Source organism: Streptomyces olivochromogenes (assembly GCF_001514115.1).
Lineage (GTDB): Bacteria > Actinomycetota > Actinomycetes > Streptomycetales > Streptomycetaceae > Streptomyces > Streptomyces olivochromogenes.
On the sequence record NZ_KQ948457.1, the window covers coordinates 375124 to 388157 of the forward strand.

Below are 13034 nucleotides of genomic sequence, written 5' to 3' on the forward strand. Positions count from 1 at the left end.
CGCCGTTCCCCGCGCCCCTTGGGGCGGGGCTGCGCCCCGCATCCCTGGCCGCCCCGGGTTCAGGGGCGCGGGGAACGGCGCGGTCTTTTGGGGGTCCGGGGGCGGAGCCCCCGGGGATGGGACGGGTAGGGGCGGCGGGGGCGAGGGAAACCGGCGGTCACCTCGATCGTGCCAAAGCGGAGTGCCACGCCCCGCCACTGCTACGCCCCGGACAAACGACCTCCCGCCGCCCCGGCCCTACCGTGGACCACGAACGCCAAGGACTCCTCAACCTCGGAAGGGCCGGGACTCGACATGACTTCCACCCACGCCTTCTGGCTCGCCGGCCGCCAGGCCACCGGTGAGACCACCTTCGATGTCACCTCGCCGTGGGACGGCCGGGTCGTCGGACAGGTCAGCGTCCCGACCGAGGCACAGGTCGAGGAGGCCGTCGCCGCCGCGTACGCCGTGCGCGACGAGTTCGCCGCCACCCCCGCCCACGTCCGCGCCGCCGCCCTCGACCACGTCAGCAAGCGCCTCGTCGAGCGCACCGAGGAGATCGCGCAGCTCATCTCCGCCGAGAACGGCAAGCCGATCAAGTGGGCCCGCGGCGAGGTCGGCCGCGCGGTGTCCGTCTTCCGGTTCGCCGCCGAGGAGGCCCGCCGCTTCAACGGGGGCGAGGCCCAGCGCCTCGACACCGACCTCGGCGGCCAGGGCCGCCTGGCCCTCACCCGCCGCTTCCCGAAGGGTGTCGTCCTCGGCATCGCGCCGTTCAACTTCCCCCTCAACCTGTGCGCCCACAAGATCGCCCCGGCCATCGCCGCCGGCGCGCCGATCATCCTGAAGCCGGCGCCCGCGACCCCGCTCTCCGGTCTGATCATCGGTGACCTGCTCGCCGAGACCGAGCTGCCGGCCGGCTCCTGGTCGATCCTCCCGGTCTCCAACGACCGGATGCCCGCCCTCGTCCAGGACGAGCGGCTCCCGGTCATCTCCTTCACCGGGTCCGAGAAGGTCGGCTACGCGATCATGGACTCGGTGCCGCGCAAGCACTGCACCCTGGAGCTCGGCGGCAACGGCGCGGCCGTCGTCCTCGCCGACTGGGCGAGCGACGAGGACCTGGACTGGGCCGCGACCCGCATCGCGACCTTCTCGAACTACCAGGGCGGCCAGTCCTGCATCTCCGTGCAGCGCGTGATCGCCGACGCGTCGGTGTACGACCGGCTGCTGCCGCGCATCGTCGCCGCCGTCGAGGCCCAGGTCACCGGCGACCCGTCCGACGACAAGACGGACGTCGGCCCGCTGGTCAGCGAGGACGCCGCCCAGCGCGTGGAGTCCTGGGTCGAAGAGGCCGTCCGGTCCGGCGCCACCCTCCTCACCGGCGGCAAGCGCGACGGTGCCTCCTACGCGCCGACCGTGCTCGCCGACGTGCCGGCCGAGGCGACGATCTCCTGCGAGGAGGTCTTCGGGCCGGTCCTCACCGTGCGCAAGGTGGACGGTGAGGCGGAGGCCTTCGCCGCAGTCAACGACTCCAAGTACGGCCTCCAGGCGGGCGTGTTCACGCACGACCTCCAGGTCGCCTTCCGTGCCCACCGCGCGCTGGAGGTCGGTGGCGTGGTCGTCGGCGACGTGCCGTCCTACCGTGCCGACCAGATGCCGTACGGCGGTGTGAAGCAGTCCGGTGTCGGCCGCGAGGGCGTCAAGTTCGCGATGGACGACTACACCTACGAGCGGGTCCTCGTCCTGACGGGCCTCGCGCTCTAAGGGCACCTGAGTACGCCTGAGGACACGACAGTCGACGGCCGGAACCCACTGTGCGGGGGTTTCGGCCGTTGTCGTACGCCCCCGTCCGAGGGTGCGTTCGGTCGTAGCCGCTTCGACTGCAGCTCATCACGGGCCCGGGCGGGCAGGGCAAGGGCCGCGACCACCCACTCGCCGACGTCCGTGCCATTGCCGATTTGCCCGCAGGCCGGACCAGGTGGATCTGTTCCAGGCCCTCAGCTGCGTGGGACCGGTTGGGGTCGGCTGCCAAGCTGCCATGCGAGATCACTTGCGCGACCTTCGTGGCGCGGACACGGCTGTGTCGTTGCTGTGGGCAAGAGCGGCCTTCCAGCCATGTCTTGGTACTGCCGGAAGCCATGTCTTGGTACTGCCGGAACGTCGCTCCCGCCCGATCGGCACCCTCGCCGAGGCCGGGCCGAGGGCACTGTCCGCGATCTGCTCGGCCCACGCTGAAGTAAGGCGGCGCGTACGGCAGTTGGCGAGATCCGACAGCCGGTCGGCGACGGTCGGGTGACCGTCGGCGTCGACCACGGCCGGACCGGGGCCGGAGAGCCGGTGGCCGCCCTGCCGCGACCGGGCGACGCGGGTCGCCGACGGCTGCCAGCGTCCTGGGGCGTCGAGATCACCGACGTCGACGGCAACCGCATCACCTGTTCTGCCACCAACACGCAAGGCAGCCAACTCGCCGACCTCGAACTCCGCCGCAGAGCCCGCTGCGAAGACCCCATCCGCAATGCGCGCGACACCGGCCTGCGTAACCTCCCACTCCACGGCTTCACACAGGACCAGATCTGACTGGAGATCGTTTCCCTCGCTCCGGACCTGTTCGCCTGGACGCCCATCCTCGTCCTGAGCGGCATCACCCGCCGCTGGGGCTCCGGCTACCGCAGCACTGGCCCTGGACCGACACGATCGCCACGGCGATCGACCGCCTGCAAGCCCTGCCGAACCCCGGCCGACCAGCGAATTCCCGCCCCTGCGAGAAGCGCCACCCGCACCGGAACCATGGAACCCGGCGCCCACCCGATGAGCCACTCGGGAAAATGCGCTCAGAACTGGCCAGACAAATCGAAATGCCCTGTCAGGGAAACCGGCAGGCCGTCACGAAATTTCGAGGCCAAAACCTCAATTGAAGCTCAGATGCCGGCGATTCGAAGACGCATGCGGATAGAGTTCGTAGTGCTCCATACGCACCAGACGCACGCAATTCATGTGTGCGTTACTTGCTGTTTCCCTAATGGAGGAGCCCGTGGCGCTCAGTCATGGACGAAGACGCGGTTCCAGCTTAGCGCGCGCAATGTGCGTGACGTCCCTGCTTGTTGGAGCCGCCGCGGCACCCGATCTCGTAAGTCCAGTGCGCGCGTCGGCTGCGGAAACTTGCCAGTCCAGCGTGGCCACCTATGTCGAGACTGGTCAGCCCGGTACGTATCCCACAGGTACCACCACCACCCTCAAGAAGTACGTCGACTGGGATCCCCAGGGTGGCGGCGCCGGTGGTCCGATCTTCGACACCGAGTTCAGCGCAACCGTAAACACCAAAAGCAGGTTCACCGGTGCTGGTCAAGGCGTCATCTATGAGCTGACACAAAGTGGCGAACTGAAGTCCTTCAAGGACAACACCGCCACAGGCGGGTCGCTGCTGACCGCATCGAAGAATTACGGCACCAGCGGTAGTTGGCATTATGCGGCGAAGATCTGGGCTGATCTCGATCGAATCTACGTCCTCGATGCGGATCACAAACTCAACGTCTACGCGCAGTCCGCTCCGGCCACCGGCAACGGAACCCTCACCCTCGTGGGCACGGTGCCGGCGGCGAATGCCGGGGTACAGGCGATGACCGCCGCCCAGGATGTGTGGGCCGTGCCCACCAGGACGGTCGGATACCGAAGCACCTTGTACGCTCTGATCGACGGTGTCATCAAGCACTGGTCGTACAACGAAGGCACTGTCAGCCCCGGCGGTACAACCGGTCTGCCGATACTGGGAAGCGCCGCCACCGTGGACCTCACTGGGCTGACCGGTGCGGTGCAGGCGTGGAGCCCGGGACCCGGCACCATCTACACCAGTGATGGGGCGGTCAACTACTCCGGCACCATCGCCGGATATGCCGGGCGCCCGATGGCCCTGACCAACTCCGAGGTGAGCACGGGCATCTATGGCACCATCTTCACTGACACCGCCTCGTGTCTGAACTCCATGGAGCAGGGGCCGCCGCACTTCGGCACACGCCCGGCCGACGGTGACGTTCCTTCTGCGGAAGGGGAGCCCGCCCCCGATCCCGACCCCACCGGTGTCAAGGTCTTCAAGGGCCGGTTCACACGCGGCGACGGTCAGCCCGCGGCCGGGCTGAAAGTCGTGGTGGAAGCCGCCGATGTCACGCCGGATGACGGCACGGAGACCGACCTGCCCGACCTGGGCACCGCTGTCACCGCCGATGACGGCTCCTGGTCGCTGTCTCTGCCGGACTCTCTCCCGCCTGACGTGCAAGCCGCAGCGGACGACAATGGCGGAGCAGTCAATGCCGTGGCGACGGCCACGGGTGTGACCTCCAGTGGTGTGGTCATGCAAGGGACAGACCATCTCACCGCTGCTCCTGACAGCGCGTCGGCAGCCACGCGGCAATTGGCGGCGGCTACTGAATCGGGCACAGACCCCGTTCAGTTGCTGCCGCAGTCCGAAGACGACGGCACGCCCCAGCCAACAGATGACCAGTACGCGCAGAGCTGGGGATCGGAGCAGGACAGGTACACCGTGGACACTCTCGGCAGCGAGCCGCTTCCAGAGTGGCAGAGCGCGACCTCCGGACTCCCCACGAACTTCAACCCGTACGTGGTCGGCGGGGTGGACACCAGCTCCATGCCCGTAAGCGGCACAAGCGTAGAACCGTCCATCGTGTACTGCGTTCCGTACAAGCAGGTCATCAAGACGGGCATTGGCTGGACCACCGTCGTAGAAGGTCACGCCTACTGGGACGCCAAAGCCTCCGTGGACTACGACTCCAAGGCCGCATCCACCGTCGATGCCGCGGTTTCGGTCGGTAGTAAGTGGAAGATCGAAGGCTCGGTGAGCGTCGCGAACTCGATCGGCTATGCCACCGGCTACAGCAACCGCGGGCCACACTTCGCCAAACAGTGGCAGGTGCCGATCGAATACAAGAAGATCAAGTCGACGACCCGCTGTATGGGCAAAACGTACGTGCACTATGAGATTCGGGCCGGCCGGTACAAAGTACCCTCGGGTGGCGCCGTGGGCCGATACGGGAAGGACGTTCGCGCAGCGGACGGATTCAGCAAATGGGCCAGCTCGCCCACGAATCGCCAAGCCTATGTGCCGGCGGGGTCCTACTTCCAGCTCTCGAAGGGACACAGCGTCAAGTTCTCGGGAGCGGTCACTGCGTTCGGGGTGAAGCTCGGGGCTTCGAGTCAGTACGACCACGATCATAAACAGCGCATCACAGCGGGCAACTCGACTGCGGCGCGCCATGACATCTGGGGCAGAAACGGGCCAGTCTGGGATAACCCCGGTGTCTTCTACTCCTACTAGGCTCGGAGCAGCGCTCGCAGTATTGTTACTGGCCGCCTGTACCGCCCCGAAGGAAGCCGAAGGGCACGCGCTCGATGGTAATGGGGCGCAGTCCAGCGGGACGGTCGGCAACGAGCACGTGAAGGTGGGGCAAACCTGGTGGTTCGCCCTGCCGGTGCCGCACAATGTGACTGGACAGCCGATCGAGATTACCGCGGTATCCCTGGTGACGGTCCCGAAAGGCATCAAGGTGCTCGAATATGACGCCTACAGCCTCGAAGACACCAATGGGCTCGCGTTACTCGCGGTGGAGGGCGATAAGTTCGCACCGGATTTCGGTAAGTTGAAAAACTATGCTGCGGGGCCGGTGCGGGTGGCAGGCAAGAAGTCGAGCGACGTATACTTCTTGGCGAAACTGAAGATCCTTTCACCTCCCAAGGGGACTGCGCACGGCTGTCGCTTCAAATACCAGCAGGCTGGTCACCCCTTTGTTCAAACACTCGACTGTGAAGTCGAATTGACGACTGGCTAGGTCGCACGGCCCCGGGGAATCCAGCTCCGGGGCCGTGGTCATTCCTCGCCCGCCCGAAAGGTGGGGTCCGCAAGCAGCGGATCCAGGGGCCCCGGCATCATCGTCCACGCGGCAGCAGGCAGCAGGCAGCAGGCAGCAGGCGTGCCCGCTGTGCCTGGCGGGCGGCCTCCTGCACGAAGGGGCCCGGCACCGACGCCTTCCGGTGCCGGGCCCCTGGTGTTCGGCCTGTCCGGACCCTCAACCGGAGAAGCCGACCCGCGCGAGCCGCAGTGGGCCGCGCAGCCTGAGGTGCAGGTCGTGCACACCGTGGGCCGCGAACTCGGCGCCGATGGCGGTGTAGTCGTACGGGTCCTTCGTGCCGCCGAAGGCGACCGTCGCGAGTGACGGGCCCCCGTCCAGCGACACCTCGACGACTCCCTCGCCCGACGCCTCGACCTCGACCCGCGTGACGCCGGTTCCGAAGTCACAGCCCCGGTGGACGAGTTCGCCCGTCGCGTCGGCCCTCGGCGTCACCGCGTCGCCCGACACCTTCGTACGGTCGACGATCTCGGTGTCCCGCTGTTCGTCGAAGTCGGCCGCGTTCAGGCCCTGTTCGCGTACCGGGCGGGGAGTGGCGGGCTCGCCGGTGAGGGTGACCGTGGTGCGTAGCCGGATGTCCTCGCTCGACGCGCCCGCGAGGAGTTCGTACGCGCCCGGCTCCAGACGGGGCCGCCCGACCGCCACGTCCCAGAACTCCAGCGCGGAGAGGGGCAGCTCGAAGGCCAGGCGCTCCGAGGCGCCGGGAGTGAGGTGGAGGCGCCGGTGGGCCAGCAGTTCGCGGCGGGGGCGCGGCACCGACGCTTGCACGGCGCGCGCGTAGAGCTGGGCCACCTCGTCCGTGGGCGCCTCGCCCGTGTTGGTGACCGTGAAGGAGACCTTCAGCCCGGCCTCCGCCTCGGTGACCTCCAGATCCTCGTACGCGAACGTCGTGTACGCGAGACCGTGGCCGAACGGGAACAGCGGGGTGCCCTCGAAGTACAGATACGTCTGGCGGCCGCCGATCACGTCGTAGTCGAGCAGGTCGGGCAGGTCCGCGTCGGAGGCGTACCAGGTCTGCGGGAGGCGGCCCGCTGGGGAGACGTCGCCGGCCAGGACGCGGGCCAGGGCGGTGCCCGCCGCCTGGCCGCCGTGCGCGGTCCACAGGACGGCGGGGAGGTCGGTGGGGTCCACCGCGTAGGGGTACGCCGAGACCAGGGCGAGGACGGTGTCCGGGTTCGCGGCGCGGGCGGCGCGCAGCAGGCGCTCCTGATGGGCGGGGAGCCGGAGGGTGGTGCGGTCCTCGGTCTCGCGGCCGTTGATGTGCGGGTCGTTGCCCGCCACGACCACGACGACGTCGGCCGCCTCCGCCACGCGGGCCACGGCGTCCTCGCCGCGCTCGGTGAACTCCAGCTCGAAAATCTCCGGGGATTCGTCGGCAACCTTCACGCCGTCGGCGGCGACAGAGATGTGCCCACCCGTCCCGACGTGCCGCAGGAGGTGGCCGCTCCCATGGGATCCGGAGCGGGAACCCGCCGGTTCGAGGCGGAAGGTCTCCTGGACGACCCAGCCACCCGGCTGGTCGGCGGACGCGCGGAGGTAACCGTCCTCGGCGACCGAGAGGTAGCGGCCGTCGGGGGCCCGCAGGGTCAGCAGCCCCTCGCCCCAGTCGATCAGCGCGAGGTCGGTACCGGTGGCGTCGGTGGTGAGGGGCGGCAGGTCCGTGCGGCCCGCGAGCAGGGCCGGGTCCAGCGCGCCCTCGGCGCCGCGCACCTCGTCGTCCGCGTCCACGGCGAGGGGCACCGACAGATACGTACCGGAGGAGGTCCTCAGACGTACGCGGTCCACGCCCTCGGCGAAGTCGACGTGCTCGGCGCCGAAGCGCTCGTACAGGCCCTCCAGCGGTGTGGAGCGGTGGATGAGCGTGCCGCTGTACCAGTCGAGCTTGCACTCGTCGGCGAGGAGGCCCACGACGGCGACGCGCACGCCCGGGGCGAGGGGCAGCAGGCCGTCGTTCTTGAGGAGGACGATCGCCTGCTCGGCCGCCTCCCGGGCGAGCGCGCGATGGGCCGGGGTGTCGAAGTCCGAGGTGTCGCCATGGGGGTCCGCGTGCGGGTCGAACTCGCCGAGCCGGAAGCGGATCGCGAGCTGTCGGCGGACCGCCGCGTCGATGTCCGTCTCGCTCAGCAGGCCCTTCTCCAAGGCCCCTCGGACCCGGTCCACGATCTTCGAACCGTCCGTGCCGTGGTCCGTGAAGCTGTCGACCCCGGCGAGGATCGCGGCGGCGGTCGCCTCCTCGTGGGTGTCGAAGTAGTGCTCGGAGTCGACCAGGTTGGAGGGGGCGCCCGCGTCGGAGCAGACCAGGAGGTCCTGGTCCGTCCAGGTGCGCAGGTGTTCCCCGAGATACGGGGAGACGTGGTTGGGGCGGCCGTTGACCAGGTTGTACGCCGGCATCACCCCCGCCACCGCGCCCGCCTCGACGGTCGCGCGGAAGGCCCGCAGGTCGTACTCGTGCAGCACTCGCGGGCGGACCGAGGAGGAGGTGGTGTCCCGGTTCGTCTCGTTGTTGTGGGCGAGCCAGTGCTTGAGGACGGGGGCCGTGCGCCAGTAGTGGGGATGGTCGCCGCGCAGACCCCGGGTGTACGCCGTGGCGATCGCGGAGGTGAGCTTCGGGTCCTCCGAGTAGCCCTCCTCGTTGCGGCCCCACAGCGGGTGGCGCAGCAGATTGACCGTGGGGGACCAGACGTTGAGGCCCACCCGGTCGTCGCGGGCGCGCATCGCGCGGACCTCGGCCGAGACCGCCTCGCCGACGCGGCGCACGAGTTCGTCGTTCCAGGTCGCGCCGAGGCCGACGGCCTGCGGGAAGACCGTCGCCGGGCCCATCCAGGCCACGCCGTGCAGCGCCTCCTGGCCGGTGCGGAACGCGGCCACCCCGAGCCGCTCCACGGCGGGCGCGTACTGGTGCAGGAACGCGATGCGCTCGTCGAGCGTGAGCCGCGCCAGCAGATCGTCGATGCGCTTCGCGAACGGCAGCTGCGGATCGCGAAAAGGCGGCGTAGGCGGCGTTTGTGCGGTCACGTGGTGATCCCTTTGCGGTGGAGCGACGGGGTGCTTTCGAAGCGCTTCGATGCTGGTTCGCCCGAGGGGCGGGTGTCAAGACACCTCGACGCAACAACTCCGTTTCCTCATTGGCATTTCAAGCGCCCGACGAGGCCGGTCCAGTCCTCCACACCTCCGAGGAATCTTGGAATCGGCTCTTGTGCACCCCCAGGTGTTCACTTAACCTCGCAGCAACATCGAAGCGCTTCGACTAGTGGAGTGGCTCCCTCGGGGCACGCAGACTTCCACGCAGTCCTCCGAGGACCGCTTCAGCTCAGCCAGTTCCACTCAAGACACCGCAGCCGACGGCTCCACCGCCGGGTGTCCTGCTGTGCGCCACGAAGGGTTGACGCAATGACGCCGAACACCGCCCCCTCCGCCCCCTCCGCTCCCAGCCGGAGAAGCTTCCTCGCCTCCACGGCGGTCGCCGCCGCGGCGGTCGCGGGAGGGATGCCGCTGCTCGCCGCCTGCGGCGGCTCGGACAGCGGCTCGGGCGGGGGCACGTCGGCGGGCAAGAGCGCCAAGAAGCTGCTGCCGGCCTACATCGCGACCAACGTGGTGACCCCTGACATCGCCGCCAAGAACGGCTCCGCGGTCGGCTTCACCAGCAAGCTCGACATCGCCGCCCTGAAGACCTCGGTACCGAAGAAGCTCGGCAAGGGCGGCAAGGTCAGCATCATGTCGCCGTTCTGGGGGTCCCCGCCGAAGTCGGACAACGCCTACTACAAGGCGATGAACGACCTGATCGGTGTCGACGTCGAGTGGCAGAACCAGGACGGCAACACCTACGACCAGAAGCTCGGCGCGGTCCTGGCCTCCAGCGACATCCCGGACGTCGTGGTCATCCCCGGCTGGAACATGGGCGGCAAGATACCCAGCGCCATCATCGGCAAGTTCGCCGACCTCGGCCCGTACCTCTCCGGGGACGCGATCAAGCAGTACCCGAACCTCGCGGCGATCCCGACGGACGCCTGGCAGCGCTCCCTCTTCGGCGGCAAGCTGCGCGGCCTGCCGCAGCCGGCCCCGTACGTCACCGGCATCGTGCCCCTGTACCGCAAGGACATCTTCGACAAGGAGGGGTACGAAGTCCCCACCTCGGCCGACGAGTTCATGGCGCTGTGCAAGGAGATCACCAACGCCAAGGCCAAGCGGTGGGCCTGCCTCGACATGAAGTGGACCGCCTTCCAGTCCTTCGGTGTGCTCTCGGGCAGTGAGAAGCCGCTCGGCTGGAACCTCGTCGACGGCAAGATGGTCTACCGCATCGAGACCCAGGAGTACCTCGAAGCGCTGGAGTGGACCCGCAAGCTCTTCGCCGCCGGATACGTCCACCCGGACGCCAGGCTGGGCAAGAGCGCGGCCACCGACCCGGGCCCCAAGTTCGCGGCCGGCGAGTTCCTCATCTACGCCCAGAACATCTCGCAGTGGTGGAGCCGCACCGCCGAACAGGCCACCCAGAACCCGGACTACAAGATCTGGGGCATGGACATCTTCGGCCACGACGGCGGCTCACCGACCCTCTGGGCCGAACAGCCGGCCGGCATCTTCGCCTTCGTCAGCAAGAAGGCCTCCGAGTCCGTCATCCGTGACGTGCTGGCCGTCGCCAACGTCACCGCCGCGCCGTACGGCACCAAGGAGTACATGCTCACCAACTACGGCGTCGAGGGCACCCACTACACCGTCAAGAACGGCGTTCCCACCAAGACCGACCAGGGCAACAACGAGGTCATCAACGCCTACGTCATGGTCGCGAGCCCCACCGCGACCATCGCCCACCCCGACTTCCCCGAGGTCGCCAAGGCGCAGGTCGAGTGGCAGCAGCGGATGGGCGCCTTCACCAAGAAGTCCTCCTTCTACGGCATGCAGATCACCGAACCCAGCCGCTACACCAACCTCTCCAACGACTTCGAGCAGCTGGAGGACGACATCGTCCGCGGCCGCAAGAAGATCAGCGACATGCAGCAGGCCGTCTCCGACTGGAAGAGCAAGGGCGGCGACCAACTGCGCGACTGGTACAAGAAGCTGCTCGACGAGAACGGCCCGGCGGCGAGCTGACCGGGTACCGAGGCAAGGAGAACGGCCGTGTCCCACAGCACGGTGCCTCGGAGCGGGACCGAGGCCGACACGACAGAGAAGACCCCGGTGGCGTCCGGCGGCGCCACCGGATCCCGGGAGAAACGCCCCTCCGGGAAGGTGAGCCTGCGGCTCAGGTTCAGACGCGACCGCGTCCTGCTCCTGATGACGCTGCCGGCGGTCCTGCTGGTCCTGCTCTTCAACTATGTGCCGATCCTCGGCAACATCGTCGCCTTCCAGGACTACGACCCGTACATCAGCGACAACGGCATCGTCTCCATGCTGCACAGCCCCTGGGTGGGCATCGAGAACTTCCAACGGGTCTTCGAGGACTCGGCGTTCTGGGATGCCGTGCAGAACACCCTCGTGCTCTTCTTCCTCCAGCTCGTCCTGTACTTCCCGATCCCGATCGGGCTCGCGCTGCTCATCAACAGCGTGGTCAGGCCCAGGGTCCGGGCGCTCTCGCAGGCGATCCTCTACCTGCCGCACTTCTTCTCCTGGGTGCTGGTCATCGCCGTCTTCCAGCAGCTTTTCGGCGGCGCCGGAATCCTCTCGCAGCTGCTGCGGCAGCACGGGTACGACGGTCTCGACATCATGACCGACCCCGACACCTTCAAGTTCCTGATCACCGCGCAGAGCGTGTGGAAGGACGCCGGCTGGGGGATCATCGTCTTCCTCGCCGCGCTGTCCTCGGTCAGCCCGGACCTGTACGAGGCCGCCGCGATGGACGGCGCGGGTCGCTGGCGCCGCATGTGGCACATCACGCTGCCCGCGCTGCGCCCGGTGATCGCCCTGCTGTTGGTGCTGCGCGTCGGTGACGCCCTCACCGTCGGCTTCGAACAGATCCTGCTCCAACGCGACGCCGTCGGGCCAGGAGCGGCGGAGGTCCTGGACACCTTCGTCTGGTGGAACGGCGTCCGCAACCAGGACTTCGGCTACGCGGCGGCCGCCGGACTGATCAAGGGCGTGGTCAGCCTCGGCCTGGTCCTCGCCGCGAACAAGGTGGCCCATCTCATGGGCGAGCAGGGGGTGTACAAGAAGTGACCGCCGTCATCGACAAACCCGTGCGCGGCCCCGGCCGATGGGCCGCGCCGCCCCGGCCGACGTGGGAGGAGGAGCCCAGCAAGGTCGGCCTCGCGGGCAAGGGACTCGTGCTGACCCTCGCCTGCCTGGGGATCTTCTTCCCGCTGTGGATCGTCATCGTCACCAGCCTCTCCTCGCGGAAGACCATCGACGAGGCCGGCGGCCTGGTGATGGTGCCCAAGGGCATCACCTTCGTCGCCTACAAGGAACTCCTCAGCGGCGGCCAGGTCACCCGCGCCTCGGTCATCAGCATCCTGATCACCCTCGTCGGCACGCTGTTCTCCATGGCGGTGTCCGTCCTGTGCGCCTACGGCCTCTCGCGCATCGGCTCGCTCGGCCACCGCTGGATCCTGCTGGCGCTGCTGGCGACCATGTTCTTCAGCGCCGGTCTCATCCCGACCTATCTCCTGGTGCAGTCCATGGGCCTGACCGACAGCTATCTCGCGCTGATCCTCCCGAGCGCGATCAGCGTCTTCAACATCCTGGTGCTGCGCGGCTTCTTCATGGGCATCTCGCAGGAACTCATCGACAGCGCCCGCATCGACGGCGCAGGTGACGTCCGCATTCTGTGGCAGATCGTCATGCCGCTGTCCCGCGCGGTCCTCGCGGTGATCACGCTGTTCTACGCCGTCGGGTACTGGAGCGCCTGGTTCAACGCCTCGCTCTACCTCAACGACCAGGACATGATGCCGCTGCAGAACGTCATGATCCAGCTCGTGCAGAAGCAGGAGGCCCCGGTGGGCCTCGGCCAGGCCATCAAGACCGGCCAACTGTCGGGCCTGGCGGTGCAGATGGCGGTCATGGTGATGGCGTTGCTGCCGGTGGCGGTGTTGTCGCCGTTCGTGCAGCGGCATTTCAAGAAGGGCATGTTGACGGGCGCGGTGAAGGGCTGACCGGCGCCTGCCGAAGAGGGCGCTTCGGTCGTTCGGTGGCTGCGGGTTGTTTGTGGCCGGT

Annotated in this window: 7 protein-coding genes and 1 pseudogene; 7 read left to right on the forward strand and 1 reads right to left on the reverse strand. The window is 68.2% G+C overall.

The genetic code is table 11. From position 1 onward, the window contains the following. Window positions 1-294 precede the first annotated feature (294 nt). The 4 genes and pseudogenes from AQJ27_RS21650 to AQJ27_RS21665 all read left to right on the forward strand — a co-directional run bounded on the left by AQJ27_RS21650 (window position 295) and on the right by AQJ27_RS21665 (window position 5813). Window positions 295-1740, forward strand: a complete 1446-nt coding sequence (locus tag AQJ27_RS21650; protein WP_067371202.1) for an aldehyde dehydrogenase family protein — start codon at window positions 295-297, stop codon at window positions 1738-1740. Between the two features lie 633 nt (window positions 1741-2373). Beyond that, window positions 2374-2550, forward strand: a pseudogene (locus AQJ27_RS54785) (IS1380 family transposase); the annotation flags it as partial. Window positions 2551-3148: 598 nt separating this feature from the next. Continuing rightward, window positions 3149-5302: a hypothetical protein gene (locus AQJ27_RS21660; RefSeq protein ID WP_067371206.1), complete on the forward strand. Its 2154-nt coding sequence runs from the start codon at window positions 3149-3151 to the stop codon at window positions 5300-5302. A 22-nt stretch (window positions 5303-5324) separates the two neighbouring features. Further along, window positions 5325-5813: a hypothetical protein gene (locus AQJ27_RS21665; protein WP_159064378.1), complete on the forward strand. Its 489-nt coding sequence runs from the start codon at window positions 5325-5327 to the stop codon at window positions 5811-5813. Window positions 5814-6050: 237 nt separating this feature from the next. Here AQJ27_RS21665 and AQJ27_RS21670 read toward each other — a convergent pair whose 3' ends face one another. Further along, window positions 6051-8906 (reverse strand): glycoside hydrolase family 3 C-terminal domain-containing protein, encoded by a 2856-nt coding sequence (locus tag AQJ27_RS21670; protein WP_067371210.1) that lies wholly within the window; start codon window positions 8904-8906, stop codon window positions 6051-6053. Between the two features lie 375 nt (window positions 8907-9281). On the opposite strand from AQJ27_RS21670, the gene AQJ27_RS21675 reads away from it, so the two are divergent. Genes AQJ27_RS21675 through AQJ27_RS21685 form a run of 3 tightly spaced genes read left to right on the forward strand, consistent with a single transcriptional unit; the run spans window position 9282 to window position 12973 of the window. Continuing rightward, window positions 9282-10979, forward strand: coding sequence for an extracellular solute-binding protein (locus AQJ27_RS21675; RefSeq protein WP_067371212.1), 1698 nt, complete (start codon window positions 9282-9284; stop codon window positions 10977-10979). Window positions 10980-11006: 27 nt separating this feature from the next. After that, on the forward strand, window positions 11007-12041 hold the full coding sequence (locus tag AQJ27_RS21680; protein ID WP_067371214.1) for an ABC transporter permease: 1035 nt from the start codon (window positions 11007-11009) through the stop codon (window positions 12039-12041). Then, window positions 12038-12973 carry a carbohydrate ABC transporter permease gene (locus AQJ27_RS21685; protein WP_067371216.1) on the forward strand — a complete coding sequence of 312 codons (936 nt, stop codon included), beginning with the start codon at window positions 12038-12040 and terminating at the stop codon, window positions 12971-12973. Before AQJ27_RS21680 ends, AQJ27_RS21685 begins: the two co-directional genes overlap by 4 nt. Window positions 12974-13034 lie beyond the last annotated feature (61 nt).

Excerpts from the sequence above, each read along its gene's own strand:
- AQJ27_RS21650 (WP_067371202.1), top strand. The coding sequence starts at position 295 with ATGACTTCCACCCACGCCTTCTGGCTCGCCGGCCGCCAGGCCACCGGT.
- AQJ27_RS21675 (WP_067371212.1), top strand. The coding sequence starts at position 9,282 with ATGACGCCGAACACCGCCCCCTCCGCCCCCTCCGCTCCCAGCCGGAGA.